The sequence below is a fragment of the Virgibacillus sp. DJP39 genome (assembly GCF_049310925.1).
Lineage (GTDB): Bacteria > Bacillota > Bacilli > Bacillales > Amphibacillaceae > Virgibacillus_F.
In genome coordinates, this window is sequence record NZ_JBMERP010000011.1 from 36381 (window position 1) to 55432 (window position 19052).

Sequence of the window (19052 nt, forward strand, 5' to 3'; positions counted from 1 at the left end):
GAGTTTTTTAGTAAAGCACCCAGGCAGTTTACAGTTGTGGTTTTAAGTATGTTGTTGAAATAAAACATTCTGTTTTCTGGAAGGTGAGTCTAATAATGAAAAAGTCTTTGAATAGGAAATTTAAAAATCGTTTTGACCAAAAAGGTTTTACCTTGATTGAACTGCTTGCTGTGTTAGCTATTTTAGGTATTATTCTGTTAATAGCTGTACCGACTGTAGCATCTAGTATAGCTAAGGCTAATAGAGAAGTATGTAATGCTAATGTTGTAGAGTTAGAGAGGTTTTATGAAATGCATTTAGATTTGGAGAGCTTGGAACATACGGATGTATTGTTTACCAGTTTTGCAAGAGAGTTTGATGAAACGATTTGTCCTGAAGATGGTAGGATCTCTTATGTTGATGGGGATGTTCATTGTAGTATTCATTCACATGGTGAGGTTGAGGAAGATGTTGGTGGAGTCCCGTTTTTGTGAGAGGGTTGTTGTTGGCGGTTGAATGATGAGGTGGAACTGACTATCGTGGTTAGATTGAACGCTAGAAACCTTGCAGAATAAGGATTTGAGACGTTTTTAGTGAGAATTATAGATTGATTGAATGGTATATATAGTAGGAAGAAACTCGGTTCAGGGTAATAAATGCAAGAATATCTATTTCGTATTTGGTTAGTAGATTGAATAGATATTACGAGGTGCGTATGCTTTATAGATGATATTTAGAGGGTTAGTAGTTGGTTGGATAAGATTTAATATCCAATTAAGTCCTAACCACCTAAAGAATTGACTTAACAGAGGAAGGAAGTTTTAAAGATGGAGTCGACAAAAGTGAGTGAAAGAATATTCCTCTCATCACCGCACATGAGTGATGAGGGTTTTGAAATGGAATATGTAAAGGAAGCTTTTAATACGAATTGGATTGCTCCTCTCGGTGAAAACGTGAATGAATTTGAAAAAGAACTAGCGGCTAAAGTTGGTTCTAAGGCTGCTGCGGCACTTTCTTCTGGTACTGGTGCCCTCCACTTAGCATTAAGGGCAGCGGGAGTTGATGAAGGAGATGTTGTTTTCTGTCCGACACTAACTTTTTCTGCTACAGCCAACCCGATAATCTATCAAAATGCTAATCCTGTTTTTATAGATAGTGATTATGAAACTTGGAACATGTGTCCTAAAGCCTTAGAAGAAGCTTTTAAGAAATATCCTGATGTAAAGGCAGTAATTGTTGTTCACCTTTATGGTCTATCAGCGGATATGGATAAGATTATGGATATTTGTAAGAAACATAATGTAACGGTTATAGAAGACGCAGCTGAATCTTTAGGTGCTTACTATAAAGGACAACACACGGGAAGCTTTGGAGATTATGGTATCTTCTCTTTTAATGGGAACAAAATAATCACCACATCAGGTGGTGGAATGCTAGTTTCCAATAATGAAGAAAGAGTTGCTAAGGCGAGGTTTTGGGCAACACAGTCTAGGGATTCAGCCAGGCATTATCAGCATAGCGAATTAGGGTTTAATTATCGTATGAGTAATGTTGTTGCTGGTATTGGTAGAGGACAGCTTAAGGTGTTAGAACAAAGAGTTGAGAAGAAGAAGTTTATTTTTGAGTTTTACAAAAAGGAACTTGGTGGGCTTGAAGGTGTTGAGTTCATGCCTGTCAATGATTGGGATGAGCCGAATTATTGGTTAAGCTCAATGACTTTAAATAGCTTTGTTAAACCGATTGATATTTTTGAAACTCTTGAGAAAGAAAATATTGAATCCAGACCAGTTTGGAAGCCGATGCATATGCAGCCTTACTTTGAGGAGTATGATTTTGTTGGAACGGACGTGTCGGAGAAGTTGTTTGAGAATGGTGTATGTTTGCCGTCTGATACGAAGATGACGGATGAGGATTTGGAGAGAGTTGTAGAGATTATTAAAGGGTTGTGGAGATAAATGCAGACCGAGTTAAATACAAATATGAAACCAGAATTACAGCTGCGAAATAATGGCGGTCTTTATAGCAGATATTTTAAAAGAACCCTGGATTTTATACTTTCATTACTAGCGCTAATTATTTTGTCTCCCCTTTTGATAATTGTAGTTGTATTGATTAAGTTGGATTCGAAAGGTCCTATTTTATTTACTCAAGAAAGGCCTGGTAAAGGTAAAAAAATATTTAAAGTCTATAAATTTCGAACCATGGTACAGGGTGCTGTTAAACATCAAAAAGTAGGGGTTGAAGTAAAAACAAATGATAATAGAATAACTCCTTTAGGTAAGTTTCTAAGAAGGTTTAAAATAGATGAATTAGCTCAATTATTTAATATCCTAAAGGGTGATATGTCAATTGTAGGTCCTAGACCGACACTACCAGACTACGTTAAACAATATAAAAATTGGGAATTGAAACGATTTTATGTTAGACCAGGGTTAACTGGTTTAGCTCAGATCAATGGTAATATTTATTTAGAGCGCACAGAAAAAAGCACCTATGATATAAGGTATTTGGAGAAAATTAGTTTTGTTACGGATGTAAAAATAATACTTAAGACTATAGCAATCGTGGTAATCGGTGAAGATAAGTTTGTTAAAAAGTAAAAAATTAAGACAAGGTAGGTGAGCAGAATGTACAAGACAGTATTTATTGGATCTGTTATTTCTAGTAAGGTTGCTTTAGAAACACTAATAGAAAGTAATGTGAAAGTGGATTTAGTTTGCTCTCTTGATGAAGAAGTGTCAAAAAATGTTTCAGATTACTATCCACTGCATGAGATAGCTGCAGAGTATGACATTCCCTTTTTAAAGTTTAAAAAAATAAATAGTCCAGAAATTCTAAAAGAAATTGAAAAAGTTGAACCTGATTTCATCTATGTAATAGGGATTTCTCAAATACTGTCAAATGAACTTCTTGATATGGCTAACAAATATTTGATTGGCTTTCACCCCACACCACTACCAAAACATAGGGGGAGAGCTGCTATACCTTGGCAAATTATATTAGGAGAACGTGAATCAAAAGTTTCTTTATTTAAACTTGATCAGGATATGGATTCGGGAGATATTATAAATCAATATCCGTATTCAATTGAAGCAACTGACTATGCTATGGATGTTTATAATAAAATATGTAAAGCAATGAGTGAAGCTATCAAAGAAAGTGTTGAAAGTATTTATACTGATTCAATTAAACTTATAAAGCAAAATCATGAAGAGGCTACATTTTTATTAATCAGAAGACCCGAAGATGGAGAGATTAATTGGAATCTCCCAGGTAAAGATATTGAGACTCTTATTCGTGCTACAAGCACTCCTTATCCAGGCGCCTTTTCACATTATAAAAAACAAAAAGTGGTGTTCTGGAAAGCCCATTTAGAAACTAGTCAAAAATATATAGGTATACCAGGGCAAATCGCTTGGGAAAAAGATTCTGGTGAAATTGGAATTATAACAGTAGATTCGTTATTAGTCGTAACTGACTATGAAATCTATAACAATACTAGCCCTTTTATTGTAGGGCATAAATTTGTTTAATAGGGTGGTATGAATATGAATGTTTTAGTGATCGCTCCACATGCAGATGATGAGATATTAGGTGTTGGGGGAACTATAGCTAAGTATATAGATGAGGGACATGATGTGTACGTATGCGTTGTAACAAGTGGACATAAGTCTATGTTTCCCAAAATTGTACTTGAAAAGTTACGGAATGAAGCAATAGATGCCCATAAATTTCTAGGAATCAAAGATACACTTTTCTTAGAATTCCCAGCTGTTATGCTAAGCGAAATTCCTAAACATGAAATTAATGCGAAAATTAATATAGTCATAGATGAAATTAAACCTGAGGTTGTTTTTATTCCTCACTTTGGAGATATGCACCTTGATCATTATATAGTCTCTCAATCAACAATGGTTGGAGTAAGGCCAAAAAAAGAAAATAAAATTTTAGAAGTATATTCTTATGAAACGTTATCAGAGACGGAGTGGAACGTTCCACATGTGAGTAATGTATTTATACCCAATACATTTATTGATATAAGTAATTATCTAGACAAAAAGGTTGAAGCTATGGGTTACTTTACTACTCAATTAACAGATTTTCCGCATCCCCGATCAATTGAAGCTATTAGATCCTTAGCAAAATTAAGAGGTTCAACTGTTGGAGTAAGTGCAGCAGAAGCATTTTGTTTGGTTAGAGGGATTGTTAGATGAAGAGAATCGGAAACCCTCGAAAGGAAAAGCTTCTTATAATTGGCGCTAGTGGACATGGAAAAGTTGTTGCCGATATTGCACTGAAGATGAATAAATGGACGGGTATTGTTTTTTTAGATGATGACGAAAGTATCACATCATCAATAAATTTAGAGGTCATTGGTAAAACAGTTGATGCTTTTAAGTATTTAGATGAATGTGACATATTTGTAGGTATTGGTAATAATGCGACTCGTAAAAAAATTCATATGAATCTTGAGACTCAAGGTGCAACTATTGCTACCTTAATACATCCGACTGCTGTTATAGGCGAACAAGTTGAGTTGAATTATGGGACTGTAGTTATGGCAGGAGTAGTTATTAATTGTTCTACTAGAGTTGGCAAGGGGTGCATTATTAATACAGGTGCTACCTTAGACCATGATAATTTAATTGAAGATTTCGTCCATGTATCTCCAGGTGCACATTTAGCTGGAACGGTGAATGTAGGAAATGGGTCATGGTTAGGTATTGGGAGCATTATAAGTAATAATGTTAAGATTCCCAGTTGCACCAAAATCGGTGCTGGTGCAGTCGTGCTTAGAGACATAGATGAACCTGGAACCTATATAGGTGTCCCTGCGAGAAAAATGAACTTATAACTAAATATAAAATCAGTGATGTAACTGAGGTGTTGATAACTTGAAGAAAAAAATATGGTTATGGAATCATTATGCAACGGATATGTACCAAAATCAAGGAGGCCGGCACTATTGGTTTGCGGATAACATGATAAAGCAAGGTTATCAGGTGACAATATTTTGTGCTAGCACATATCACAATAAAGTAGAATATATAGACACTGGTTCGAAGAAGTACACTACAGACACAGTTGATAATATACCGTTTGTTTTTGTGAAAACGACCCCCGCTCTGGGGAATGGAATTGATAGAGTTAAGAATATGGGCTGGTTTTATTTAAATTTATTTTCAGTCGCAAAAGAATATGTAAAACAGAATGGTAAGCCAGATTTGATTCTTGCTTCAAGTGTACATCCCCTTACAATGGTGGCGGGAATACAAATAGCAAAAAAACTGGGTGTTCCATGTATTTGCGAGGTACGCGATCTATGGCCTGAAACTATCTTTAAAGGTGGTAAAATTAAAGAACATAGTGCCTTTGGTAAAACACTAACAATTGGAGAGCATTGGATTTATAAAAAGGCTAATGCTCTAGTCTTTACCAAAGAAGGGGATACTGACCACATTAAAGAAAAAAAATGGGATACCGTTCAAGGTGGGAGTATTGACTTGACAAAATGTCATTATATCAATAATGGTATAGACTTAGAAGCTTTTAAAAAAGCTGTAACAGAAAATATTTTAGATGACCCAGAGTTGAATGATAAAAAGTTTAATGTAGTATATGCTGGAGCACTTCGTCCGATAAATAATGTTGAAAATATTATTGAAACTGCAGTTATATTGAAAGATAGACCAGATATACAATTCTTAATTTATGGGGATGGGAATCAAAAGGAAATTCTAGAAAAAAAAATAATAAATGAAGGACTAACCAATGTCAAGATGAAGGGTTATGTGAATAAACGATATATTCCTTATATCTTAAGTAAATCGTCTGTGAATTTACTTAATTACTCTCATACTCAATACAATTGGGCAAGGGGCAATAGTTCCAATAAATTATTCGAATATATGGCATCAGGTAAACCTATTATATCAACTGTTAAAATGGGGTATTCAATAATTGATAAATATAAATGCGGGGTCGAGTTAAAAAAGAATACTTCCCAAGAGATGGCTAATGCAATTTTAAGTATAAAAAATATGGATGTAACAAGGTATGACGAGATGGGACAGAATTCCCGAAACGGTGCGAAGGATTTTGATTTTAAAATTTTAACCAAGAAATTAATTGGTGTTATTGATAGCGTTAATTAACCATAGAAAATGGGGTATTGTGATGATTAAATCTTTAATAACTGAATATGGGTTGCCATGGGTTTTTAACCGCTCACTCTATTCAGCAAAGCTGAAGATGATGAGAGCAATACCAAATAGCGACAAAATGTTCGATAAGAATGTTCATGTAAAGAGATTAGATATCTTCAACCTAAATGTAGAGCGTATTGAAGGTTTTTTAAATAAATTATCTACTGAAAAAAAAACTGAAATCGTATCGATTGCTAATAATGCACTCGAAGGTAAGATAATGGGTTTTTCATCAATTCAACTTGACTATCGAAACCCCATTAAATGGCATTATAGTCCTATTACAAAAGAGGAAGTAGATAGTAACTTAAAATGGTATCAGATCCCAGACTTCGATCCTAAGCGAGGAGATATTAAGGCCATCTGGGAAGTATCAAGGTTTACGCATTTTTTCTATTTTGTTAGAGCATATATGATTACAAAAGATAGAAAGTATTTTGACGCTTTTTCTAGTCAACTGAATAGGTGGTTACTGGAAAATCATTATCCTTACGGTCCCAATTATAAATGTGGCCAAGAAGCGACACTACGAATGATTAATGTATTGATGGCATATTCCACATTTAAATCGTATGGATTGATAACATCAAAAGATGAGGAAAACGTACAGCAACTTGTAGAAGGTAGTTATAAAAAAGTATTATCAAATTTTTTCTACGCACACAAGTGTATTAAGAATAATCATACTCTTTCAGAAATAACAGGACTTATAATCGGAGCTTGGTCTTGTAAAGATGAAAGAGGGTTAAAAAAAGCATATGCTTTGCTTGATAAAGAAATCCAAAAACAGTTCCTTCCAGATGGAGGATATATACAGTACTCTTTTAATTATCAAAGATTCGCCCTTCAACTTATGGAGCTGGTCATAAAAATAAGTGAAAGAACTAATATTGCTATTTCAGAACAAAGTATGAAATTAATAAAAAACAGTGCATACTTAATATATCAAATGCAAGACGAAACGGGAAATGTACCTAATTATGGTTCAAATGATGGTGCGTTGATTTTTCCGGTTACATCTTGTGGATATAGAGACTTTAGGCCAGTAGTAAATACGATATTAACATTAATTGATAGCAAGAGAGTATTTGAACCAGGAGAGTATGATGAAGAGCTAATGTGGTTTGGGAATGTGGGGTTGGATCATATTCCCATTTCATTAATTGAAAAAAAACATTCATCGTTTAGCGAATCAGGTTTTTATTCTTTGCGACATAATGCTGGCTTTTTAATGACGGTCTTACAAGATTATAAAACTCGTCCAGCTCAGATGGACCAGCATCACATTGATTTATGGCATAAGGGTATAAATGTTTTTTGTGATAGCGGTACTTACTCATATGCAAATGATATTGGCAAGAAGATGGCACTAACATCAGCCCATAACACTGTAAAGATTCAAGGAAAAGAACAGATGAAAAAGCACGGACCATTTTTGATCTATGATTGGACAAAACGTGTAAATGTAAAACATTCGGATGGTAGCTTTAAAGGCACGATGACCTCCCAAAACGGTTATCAACATACCAGAAGGATAACAAAAAATAGTAGTGGATACTTGGTCATAGATGAAGTTATTGGCGATGGAGAATACTGCGATTTCAATTTTCACACACCTTGTGAAGTGAAAAAAGTTGCAACAGGGTTTGAATTGTACTATAAGGATCAAATCATATGTAACGTAAAAACTGATGGGGAAATAACAGTCAGTAAAGTCTATAGAAGTTTGTATTACTTAAAAAAAGAGGCAATTAATTGTGTATCTATTAGAGTATATATGGCTAGAAATAAGTGCAGTATGAAGTTTAATTTAGAGCTAATAGGAAGGTAGGATTTATATGATAAATATTATTGGACTTGGATATATAGGTTTACCCACAGCTCTTATGTTTGCGAAAAGTGGAATTAAAGTAGTAGGAACTGATTACAATGCAAATCTTGTAAGTTCATTAATAGAAGGCAAACTTCCATTTGAAGAAGAGGGACTAGAAGAACTATTTCAAGAAGCTCGTTCTAATGAAATTGAATTTACAACAGAATATCAAAAGACACATACTTATATTCTTGCAGTACCAACACCCTATATAAAAGAAAGTAAGAAACTCGATCCGAAGTATGTTATTTCAGCATTAAATAGTGTGCTGGATGTTTGTGATAAAGGTGCAGTAATAATTATTGAATCAACTATTTCACCTGGCACTATCGATAAATATATTCGTCCCGCAATAGAAAGAAAAGGCTATGTTATAGGTGAAGATATACATTTGTTACATGCTCCTGAAAGGATTATTCCTGGGAATATGGTTTATGAACTTGAATATAATTCAAGAACCATTGGTACAGATAACCAAGAAATAGGTGAGAAAGTTAAAGGGCTGTATACAAATTTTTGTAAAGAAGAAATTGTTGTAACGGATATAAGATCTGCGGAAATGTCTAAGGTTGTAGAGAATACTTATAGGGATATTAATATTGCATTTGCAAACGAATTGGCTAAAATTTGTCATACAGATAATATGAATGTTTATGAGATTATTAGAATTGCCAATATGCATCCAAGAGTTAATATAATGCAACCCGGGCCAGGTGTTGGTGGTCATTGTATTTCAGTAGACCCGTGGTTTTTGGTTGGAGATTACCCAGACTTAACTAATCTTATTTTGACAGCACGAAAAATTAATGATTCTATGCCTAGACATGTACTAGGACGAATTAGAGATATTATGAGAGAACACGGTATTAAGGATATTTCAAAAGTTGGACTATATGGATTAACGTATAAAGAAAATGTGGATGATACAAGAGAGAGCCCTACACTTCAGTTGTTGGAAAGAATGGACGAACACTTAGCGTTTGGCGTTAAAGTATTTGATCCACTAGTTAAAGAAAGAATCGTAGATCATCAGTTTATGAATTTTGACGATTTTATAAATGAAATAGAAATAGTCGTTGTCATGGTAGGGCATGACCATATTAAAAATAACATGGATTCCATAAAAGACAAGCATGTTCTTGATACAAAAAACATTTGTACTATTGTTGATGATGTTTATAACTTGTAGAAAAAAAGCAGGTAGTTACATTTGGAGAAAGGGGTCAGAGAATGAAACAATTATTTTTAATGGTAAAAGATGGATCTGTTAAATTGATAGATACTCCTCCACCAACTATAAAGGATAATCACGTACTGGTTGAAACCCATTATTCAGTTATTAGTGCAGGTACAGAAAGAGGACTTAAATCTTTTGGCGGTAAAAATTTAATTCAAAAAGCATTGGATCGGCCTGATCAAGTTAAAAAGGTTACAGAAAAGATGTTCACTGATGGAATTTTGACCACAGTTGATGCAGCTTTCACCCGACTTAATGAACCTATGCCAATGGGGTATTCGGCTGTAGGGAAGGTTATAGCTTGTGGGCGCGATGTGACAGAAGTTGAAGCGGGAGATATAGTTGCTATGGCGGGTCAAGCTTATCATAGTGAAGTTAACCGAGTTAACAAGAACCTTATAGCAAAAATACCAAACGAATTTACTGAATACCGACAGGGGGCTTTATGCGCTTTGGGTGGTATAGCATTACAAGGAATTCATCAGGCGCAAATTGTTCCGGGAGAGACGGTTGCTGTAGTTGGACTTGGACTCGTAGGGCATATCACTGCTCGAATACTAGATGCATATGGCTGTGATGTAATTGGTTATGATGTTGTTGATAAGTCACTTCCTGAAACTAATCTCAAAGCATTTGTGAATTCAAATGATGAAAATGCAGAAGAAATCACAAAATCTCTTACAAAGGGTAGAGGCGTTGATAAGGTTATCATAACTGCTGCTACAAATAGTAATGCACCTATGGACTTAGCTGCTGCGATTACGCGCGATAGAGGAACTATTTGTATGATTGGTGTAACACAAATGAATATAGATAGACGACCATATTACGAAAAAGAACTAAATTTCACCATCGCACGTTCTTATGGCCCAGGGAGATATGACTCCAATTATGAAGAAAAAGGTATAGATTACCCGATAGGACATGTACGTTTCACAGAAGGACGCAATATCGAGGAGTTTATCCGATTAATTGTAGAAAATAGGATAGATTTATCAGACTTAATCACTCATGAAATAGCATTTGAAAAAGCTGATGAGGCTTATGAAATGATAACAACTAATAAAAAAAGTGAAAGATATATTGGAATTCTATTAAAGTACACTGAGAATGAATCTAAATGGAAAAAAACTGAGTATAGTCCTAAGAAAGCAATGGATAAAGAACAAATTGCTGTTGGGTTAATTGGTGCCGGTAACTTTTCCAAGAATACACTGTTACCAATAATGAAAGATACTGGTCATTATCATTTGAAAGCTTTAGCAACTACAGGAGGCGTAGGAGCAGCACAGGCTAAGCAGGTATTCCCATTCGAATATGTAACTAACGATTACTCTGAATTACTAACTGATGATGAAATTGATTTGATTGTAGTTTCCACTCAGCATAATAGTCACGCTAAGTTTATTATAGAAGCTCTTGAAGCGGGGAAGCATGTTTATTGTGAAAAACCTCTTTGTCTAACTATAGAGGAACTAGATAAGATTGAGGCTTCTTATAAAACTTCAAAAGGTGAATTATTCTGTGGTATGAATCGTAGACATGCACCTCTTATCAAACAAATAAAGAAAAATCTTTCAACTGATAAAATTCCTGCAGTTTATAATTATATTTGTAATGCTGGACATATTCCAGAAGATCACTGGACCCAGGATGAAAGAGTAGGAGGGGGAAGAATAATCGGAGAAGCGTGTCATTTTATTGATGTTATTCAATATTTAGATGCGAGTGAATTATTATCGTTAAACGTCTCTTTTGCTCAAAATGAAGCCTACTCAAAGAAAGACAATGCAATAATAACATTAAAGTTTAAATCCGGAGCCATTGGTAATATTATATATACTTCAATGGGTTCAAAAAAGTATCCAAAAGAGCAGCTTAGGGTATTTTCTAATGGTTTAGTTTGTGAAATGGATAATTATATTAGAATGAATCAATATGGAAGTAATAAGAAGATGAAAGTGAAGCTTAGGCAGGATAAAGGCATAAAAGATGAATATGAGCATATTTTTAATGTGATTAAGGGAGAAATGAAAAACACCTCAATCCAAGATGCATTTATTAACCATAGGTTGTTGATTAAAAATATATAGTTGTTCAAAAAATACTGTATAAAGAGAAAATCGTAAGCAGAAAAACCTATACAGATTCTATTTATTGTCTTTATTATTAGTCTAGCATTTTTGTGATACTAATCAAAGGTGGGATGTAGCTTGAAAGTTGCACTAATTTGTCCAGCGAATACACTTTATATGCCTTATGTTCATGCTTATGAAAAGGTTTTAAAAGAAGTTAATGTTGATTATACCATTATAAATTGGGATAGACTTCAAATTGAACAAGAGAAAAATGAATATAAATACAGTGATAAAAAAAATATCCATCAAAGAAACTTCTTAGATTACATCAATTATAAAAGATTCATAATTAAAAAATTAAAGGAAACAGAGTATGACAAGGTTGTAGTCTTTACATTACAGCTAGCTTATTTTATTAAGGGATATCTAATTTCTAAGTATAAACACAAGTATATTATAGATATAAGAGACTATAACAAAATATACAAGTTTACTAGTTTTAATCGATTGATTGAGTATTCAGATTTCACTGTAATATCTTCACCGGGCTATAAAATGTGGCTACCAGAAAGCAAGAAGTATGTAGTTAACCATAACACTCCAATTAACGATATTAAAAGTGTAGAACCATATAATTTTAAAAAACAAAACGGGAAAGTAAACATATCAACAATAGGTTTTATTAGACATTGGGATGCTAACATTAATCTTGTGAAAAATTTAAAAAACGATAAGGAATTTAACTTGATTTTTCATGGAGAAGGAACCATTAATGAGAAACTAAAATACTTTGTAAAAGAAAATAATATTTATAACGTTCAAATTAATGGTCGATATAAGAAGGAAGAAGAAAGTAGTTTGTATAAAAATGCATCATTAATAAATATGTTGTTATATAATGATATGAATAGTAAAGGTGTTTTAGCTAATAGATTATATAATGCCACAATATACGGTAAACCACTTTTATCCCTAGAAGGGACTTATTTGGCTAAGCAAATTAAAGAATATGATTTAGGGTTGGTTTTAGATTCTACAGATGAAATAGCAAGTGAAATTAAATTGTATTTACAGAGATTTAATCATGTAGAATACGAAAAAGGAAGGATTTCTTTTTTGGAAAAGGTTATAAAGGATAACGAATATTTCAACCTTAAGTTGAAGGAATTTGTTTATGATATTAATCCGGTAATATAGTTGACTCCTCAAAATTGAATGGGAACAATAGAAAATATCAACTAAAATAGAAAAGTAAAATGGGAAACAACTTTGGTATTTTTGGTCATAGAATCCCATAGCTAAAGTTAAAGTGCCAATGTTGTAACTTAAAAGGAATGTAAATTATGAGTATATTTTCCATGAAAAAAGACACGAAGATTCCGCTAATTCTTACAATGGTATTCGTTATAATAATATCTTCTATACTTACTTTTTCATTCTCAGTATTGCTTGTCCAATTTATACTCGCATTTATAACAATACCTCTGATAATGAATAAAGACTACAAACGTGCAAAACTTTACGTAATCATCTTTCTGGTTTCAATCTCTTTTGTTTTTTTAGTTTACCTAGCTAATCAGATGAATTATGGAACCCCTTATTATATTGGGGGTTCAGACGATTTGGTATATGAGCAAGAAGGGTTAGAAGTTTATAACGCAAATATATATAATCCTTCAAAAATAATAGAGTCTAAAATTCTTGGGTATTTTCATAATGCACCATTTTTTGCTATATATATGTCTGGTTTAATTGGATTCTCTAACTTATTTGATGGTTATAGTACATTTTTGCCAAGAATAGCAAATGTATATTATTTGATTTGGATATGTATTATCTTAGAAAATTTATTTAAAAAATATACTAGATTCAACCACCAAAAAATTAGTATTATTCTGGGATTATTTGGATTAGCACCAATTATACAATACATTAATTCACATGTGTTTAGAGATACATTTAATTTATTGCAGATACTGCTGATAGTTTATTTGTTTGACAAACTCGTAAGTAATAAAAATTATACTAGAAAAATTCTACTGTTAGTGTCATTAGCGTTTTTAGTATATATAACGTATTACACGAGGATTAACTCTTTAGCTTTCGCAGGAGTATTATGCTTTCTACTTTTGGGAGAAAAAATAAAAATCAAGAAAAAAAATTTGTTTTTAGTAACTATACCAATAGTGATCGTTAGTATTATGAATTTAGGAGAAATTCTAAGAATAAATAAATTTATAAATGGATATACCAATTATCTCTTAGAAGGTTCAAGTGGATTTAGTTCATTTGTATTTAGTCAGTCAATATTACCCTTTGGATTCATATTACGAATGTTTTATGCTTTTATGTCTCCTTTCCCAAATATATTTGGTTTATTTAAAGATGTACCTGGAATATTACTTGATTTCACTAATCTATTAATATACTTGGCCGTCGTTGTTCAAATTCTAGCTATACCTTTTATTTTTAAGAGAATTTTGAAATTTGATTGGGTATCTTTGGCTTTTCTAACCTTGTTTTTTGCTATCATTTTAACAACCTTTACTTTTAGACATTCCATTATATACTATCCGTTTTTAGTAGCTTTAGCAGTAGATGGATTTATGTCCTCAAGTAAAAAATTTAGGAGTGCAATATTATATTCGTCTTTCTTTATTGGAACTATACTTGGGTTAATTTATATGATTTTAAAATTGTTATAAGGATTAATAATTTATAGAGGGTGGTTTTTATCAAAGTATTATATGTAACATTGTCTTCAGTGGAAATGAACACTTCTGCTATGATTAGGAATAATGCTATAATAAAAGGTTTAATCGAAAATGATGCTATTGTAGACTTGCTTACGATTGAAGCAATTGAAAGCAATCCCGCTTATGATAAAACTTTAAATTGGGATAAGAGAATAAATATTATTAGTTTAAAAGGCAATAATTTATATAAATCATTTGTGAAATCTGAGAGAAGTGTAATTGGGAAATTGAAGAAGAGCCTTTTACCAATAATAAGACGTATGTATCACTCTTTTAATTTGTTTGATAACACGATTTATATTGCAAAAGGTGCTAATCATAATATATTACCAAGCAAATACTACGACCTAATAATATCATCTTCTGATCCTAAAAGTTCACACATAGCTGTTCATAAACTAATTAAATCGGGATTAAGATATGGTAGGTGGATTCAGTATTGGGGAGACCCTTTAACTATAGATATAACTAAAAAATCTATCTATCCTAATATACTAATAAAAAAAATAGAAAATCAAATTTTTTATAATGCTGATAGGTTAGTTTACGTTTCGCCATTTACACTAGAAAAACAAAAAAAACTTTTTCCTAATTATGCGGATAAAATGATATTCTTACCTGTGCCCTATATTAGGGAAAAAAAGTATAAAAATAATTCTCGAGAAAATAAGAAGGTAACAATTGGATATTTCGGGGACTATTACACTAAAATTAGAAATATTGAAAACTTATATTCCGTTTGCCAACAAGAAAAGTTTAACCTTATAATTGCAGGTAATTCCAATGTTGAACTTTTGAATACAAAAAATATAACTATTTTGCCGAGAATTTCTCAAAATCAAGTTGAAGAACTTGAAGCAAGATGCGATATTCTTATTTGTATACTTAATAAAACAGGTACTCAGATACCGGCTAAAATTTATCATTATGCTGCTACAAATAGACCGATACTTATACTTGTTCATAAAAACCAGGAACAAATGAGTAAATATCTTGAAAGTTTCAGTAGATTTGTAATTTGTGAGAATGAATATGAAAGTGTTAAAAAGGCTATTAAGAGTATAATGAAAAGTAAAAAAGAATATGAACCTTTACCCTTTTTAAACTCTAAAAACATTAGCAAACAGTTGTTAAACTTAGGTAACAGAGGTGGTGAATAAATTGGTAGCAGAAAAGGCTTTGATAGAACAATTTTTGGAATTTGAAAAAAAGCTAAAGTTATTTAAACATGAGGGTAATAATATAAAGTATTGGCACTTGATAAGATTTGGTATATATAGTGAAATAGAAAAACAAAAGATTGGTCTTGGAATTGGACATGATTCCTTGAAAGGTAAAAGTATACTATCTCGTATTAAAATAAAATTTAAACAGATACCTAATATTTTATTCAATAGTCCGTTCTTTCTAAAAGAAAAAGAATTTCTAATTTTGAACCATCAACGAAGAGTTATGAATGAAAATGTATATACATGTATTTATACTGATAATATATTGAGTAGTTTAAATGATTCTTATCTTGTGTTAGAAGATCCGCTGTTAGACACTCATCTTAAACCTATTCCCAAAACAAATATTAAATATACGGATTATATTCATAATTTTTACTTGCTAAAAAGAGTAGTGAAGAAATTAAAAGGTGAAAGATTATTAGCGGAATTAGAAAAGATAAAGATTCGAGAAATGATTAAATCAATAAATAATGAATTCAGCATAAAACTTAATGAAGAACAATGGGTAAAGAATGTTGGTAATGCATTATTGGAGTACAAAACAATGTATAAGCATTACGATAAAATAATAAAAAGAATTAATCCTAAAATCATTATAGAAGTCGTGTCTTACGCTCCTTCAAAGTTTGTAATTAATGAAATAGCAAAAAGAAGAAATATTCCTACCGTGGAATTACAACATGGGACAATGGGTAAATATCATGTTGCGTATAACTTTGCGGAAAAGTTTAATTTAGACACATTTCCAGACTATGTGTTTTTATTTGGCAAGTTTTGGCAAGATAACACACGGTTGCCTATTTCAGATTCAAGAATTAAAGTAGTTGGATGGCCATATTTCGAACAAAAACTAAATGAAAATAAAGAAAAACGAAAAATAAAGAAAGAAAAAGTTATACTATTTATTTCACAAGGAACAATAGGAAATCAATTAAGTAAAATAGCATTAGAATTATCAAAGAAAATAGATCATAATCAGAACAGAATTATCTATAAGTTGCACCCGGGTGAATATTTAAGATGGAAAGAAGAATACCCTTGGTTACTAGGAAGTAATATCGAAATTGTAGATAATAATCTACATGATATGCATTACTATTTTGCTCAAGCCAATGTTCAAGTAGGTGTAAGCTCAACCGCATTATTTGAGGGAATAGGTTATGGCTTAAGTACGTTAGTTTATAAGCTTCCTTCTCACAAATATTTAGAAGAACTTTATTTAAGTGATTTGGCATATTTAGTTGATGACGTAGATGAATTATTAACTTATATAAATTTAGATTATAAAAATAATTTTAATAATACAAATTATTTCTGGGAAGAAAATAGTTTAGAAAACATTAAAAAAGCCCTGAATGACATTTTAATCTAATTAATTCGTTAAATAATCATATGGAGCTAAACCTTATGCAAAAAAGGGGCTAACATGCTAAAGAAACTATTAAACTCATCATTAATTAAAACGACAGGAATTTATACAATTACGAATATTATAAACAAAGCTATACCATTTTTTTTACTTCCAATCTTAACTGTTTACTTAACTCCTAATGATTACGGAATAGTCTCGATGTTTGCTGTATTACTTGGATTCTTCACACCATTTTTAGGACTAAATGTTCATGGAGCAGTCAATCGAAAATATTTTGATAAAGAGAAAAAATATGCAGACTATATCTCTACGGCTTTATATATATTAATAGCAAGTTCATTATTTATATTAGTGGTTATTATATTATTTTCAGATTTGATATCTAAATTAACATCTTTTCCTGAAGAATATATACTTCTTGTCGTTATTGCTGGATTTGGTAGTAGTATAATTCAAATAACGTTAACTTTGTGGCAGGTTAGAGAACGGGCTATAAATTACGGGATTTTTCAAATAATCCAAACTGCTTTAAACCTAACCATAACTATTATATTAGTTGTTAATTTAGACTTTGGTTGGTTGGGAAGGGTTAGTGGACAAGTAATTGCGATCTCAATTTTTGCTTCATTAGGAATGTTTGTAATTATTAAGCGAGAGAAGCTTACATTCACATGGAACAAAGAATATGCTAAGGATATACTTAGATTTGGCGTACCACTTATTCCGCATACCCTGGGAATGTTTTTAATCACTATGACAGATCGAATTTTTATTACCAACATGGTCGGAATAAGCGATACTGGTATATATACCGTAGGGTTTCAAATTGGTATGATTATTGGTGTATTGCAGGACTCATTTAATAGGGCATGGATGCCATACTTATTTAAAAATCTAAAACAAAATAGTAATTTAGTAAAATATAAAATAGTGAAAATTACTTATGTATATTTTGTATTAATACTCTCAACAGCCCTCATATTAAGTGCTGTAGCACCTTTCATTGTAAAAGTATTCATTGGAGATGCTTTTGAAGGATCAATTGTGTATGTTTTATGGATTAGTTTAGGGTTTGCATTTAATGGTATGTATAAAATGGTAGGAGGAGTTATCTTTTATGAAAAAAGAACACAACTATTAAGTATTGTTACATTTACAACGGCCCTCTTAAATATAATATTTAACTACTTATTAATTAGGATGAATGGTTCCGTAGGAGCAGCTCAAGCCACTTCATTAGCATTTTTTGTTTCTTTTATTTTAACGTGGATACTAGCATCGAAAGTCCACTTTATGCCATGGAATATTCTGAAATATAGAAAAGAGGAAAATTAAATGAATAATTTTGATAATAAAACACTATTAGTAACAGGTGGAACAGGTTCTTTTGGAAAGAAATTTATTAGAAAAGTATTAAAAACAAATATAAGAAAAGTAATAGTATTTAGCCGAGATGAATTAAAACAATACGAAATGGAGAAAGAATTCGATGATAGTCGCATGCGTTTCTTTATTGGTGATGTTCGAGATAAAGATCGCTTATATAGAGCTTTTGATGGTGTTGACTATGTAGTACATGCTGCAGCTTTAAAACACGTCGGAGCTTGTGAATATAATCCATTTGAAGCTGTTAAAACAAATATTAATGGAGCACAAAATATTGTTGAAGCAGCAATTGATAGAGGTGTAAAGAAAGTTATAGCTTTAAGCACAGATAAAGCTGCTAATCCAATAAATCTATATGGTGCCACTAAGTTAGCGTCAGATAAACTATTTGTTGCAGCTAATTCATATGCTGGTGATAAAGACACTTCATTTGCAGTTGTTCGTTATGGAAATGTTGTTGGTAGCCGTGGTAGTGTAGTGCCATTTTTTGAAAAGATAAAAGAAACAGGAACAATTCCTATTACTGATGAGCGCATGACTCGTTTTTGGATTACCTTAGAACAAGCTGTAGAGTTTGTAATTGACAATTTTGAAAGAATGCATGGGGGAGAAATATTTATTCCTAAAATTCCAAGCATGCAAGTAACAGATTTGGCTGAAGCAATTGCTCCGAAATGTAAAATGGAGTTTATTGGTATCAGACCCGGTGAGAAACTGCACGAAGCTATGATTACGGAAGATGATGCACGCAGAACATTAGATATGGGTAATTATTATGTCATCCAGCCTGAGTTTCCATGGTGGAAAGACGAGTTTGCCCAGAGTGGAAAAGTTTTAGAAGATGGCTTTAGTTATGTAAGTAATGTAAATGATGATTGGTTATCTGTAGAGGAGTTACGTGAATTAATTAAAACAAGCAAAGGTGAGAATTAA

16 protein-coding genes are annotated in these 19052 nt (G+C 32.1%); all 16 read left to right on the top strand.

All coding sequences use genetic code 11. The features are described from left to right. Positions 1-95: 95 nt before the first annotated feature. On the top strand, positions 96-473 hold the full coding sequence (locus ACOI1D_RS06045) for a prepilin-type N-terminal cleavage/methylation domain-containing protein (protein ID WP_422500036.1): 378 nt from the start codon (positions 96-98) through the stop codon (positions 471-473). 348 nt (positions 474-821) lie between these two features. Then, positions 822-1934: a DegT/DnrJ/EryC1/StrS family aminotransferase gene (locus ACOI1D_RS06050; RefSeq protein WP_422500079.1), complete on the top strand. Its 1113-nt coding sequence runs from the start codon at positions 822-824 to the stop codon at positions 1932-1934. Between the two features lie 24 nt (positions 1935-1958). Continuing rightward, positions 1959-2579, top strand: coding sequence for a sugar transferase (locus ACOI1D_RS06055; protein ID WP_422500037.1), 621 nt, complete (start codon positions 1959-1961; stop codon positions 2577-2579). Between the two features lie 27 nt (positions 2580-2606). Then, complete coding sequence (locus ACOI1D_RS06060; protein WP_422500038.1) at positions 2607-3512, top strand: formyltransferase family protein; 906 nt, start codon at positions 2607-2609, stop codon at positions 3510-3512. A gap of 15 nt (positions 3513-3527) precedes the next feature. Next, the gene (locus ACOI1D_RS06065; RefSeq protein ID WP_422500040.1) at positions 3528-4193 is read left to right on the top strand and encodes a PIG-L deacetylase family protein; all 666 of its coding nucleotides are present in this window, start codon (positions 3528-3530) and stop codon (positions 4191-4193) included. Beyond that, positions 4190-4834, top strand: coding sequence for an acetyltransferase (locus ACOI1D_RS06070; protein ID WP_422500041.1), 645 nt, complete (start codon positions 4190-4192; stop codon positions 4832-4834). Before ACOI1D_RS06065 ends, ACOI1D_RS06070 begins: the two co-directional genes overlap by 4 nt. Positions 4835-4874: 40 nt before the next feature. Further along, entirely contained in the window at positions 4875-6134 is a 1260-nt protein-coding gene (locus ACOI1D_RS06075) for a glycosyltransferase family 4 protein (protein WP_422500043.1), read from the top strand. Between the two features lie 22 nt (positions 6135-6156). Beyond that, positions 6157-8016, top strand: a complete 1860-nt coding sequence (locus ACOI1D_RS06080; protein ID WP_422500045.1) for a heparinase II/III domain-containing protein — start codon at positions 6157-6159, stop codon at positions 8014-8016. Between the two features lie 7 nt (positions 8017-8023). Further along, on the top strand, positions 8024-9247 hold the full coding sequence (locus ACOI1D_RS06085; RefSeq protein WP_422500047.1) for a nucleotide sugar dehydrogenase: 1224 nt from the start codon (positions 8024-8026) through the stop codon (positions 9245-9247). Positions 9248-9288: 41 nt separating this feature from the next. Next, on the top strand, positions 9289-11388 hold the full coding sequence (locus tag ACOI1D_RS06090) for a bi-domain-containing oxidoreductase (protein WP_422500049.1): 2100 nt from the start codon (positions 9289-9291) through the stop codon (positions 11386-11388). Positions 11389-11508: 120 nt separating this feature from the next. Beyond that, positions 11509-12570, top strand: a complete 1062-nt coding sequence (locus ACOI1D_RS06095) for a hypothetical protein (protein ID WP_422500051.1) — start codon at positions 11509-11511, stop codon at positions 12568-12570. Positions 12571-12863: 293 nt separating this feature from the next. Beyond that, positions 12864-14078: a hypothetical protein gene (locus ACOI1D_RS06100; protein WP_422500052.1), complete on the top strand. Its 1215-nt coding sequence runs from the start codon at positions 12864-12866 to the stop codon at positions 14076-14078. Positions 14079-14137: 59 nt separating this feature from the next. After that, the gene (locus ACOI1D_RS06105) at positions 14138-15289 is read left to right on the top strand and encodes a hypothetical protein (protein ID WP_422500054.1); all 1152 of its coding nucleotides are present in this window, start codon (positions 14138-14140) and stop codon (positions 15287-15289) included. 1 nt (position 15290) lies between these two features. Continuing rightward, the gene (locus ACOI1D_RS06110) at positions 15291-16733 is read left to right on the top strand and encodes a hypothetical protein (RefSeq protein WP_422500056.1); all 1443 of its coding nucleotides are present in this window, start codon (positions 15291-15293) and stop codon (positions 16731-16733) included. Between the two features lie 54 nt (positions 16734-16787). Continuing rightward, the gene (locus ACOI1D_RS06115; RefSeq protein ID WP_422500057.1) at positions 16788-18068 is read left to right on the top strand and encodes a flippase; all 1281 of its coding nucleotides are present in this window, start codon (positions 16788-16790) and stop codon (positions 18066-18068) included. Then, positions 18069-19052, top strand: coding sequence for a UDP-N-acetylglucosamine 4,6-dehydratase (inverting) (pseB, locus tag ACOI1D_RS06120; RefSeq protein ID WP_422500059.1), 984 nt, complete (start codon positions 18069-18071; stop codon positions 19050-19052). It begins immediately after the preceding gene.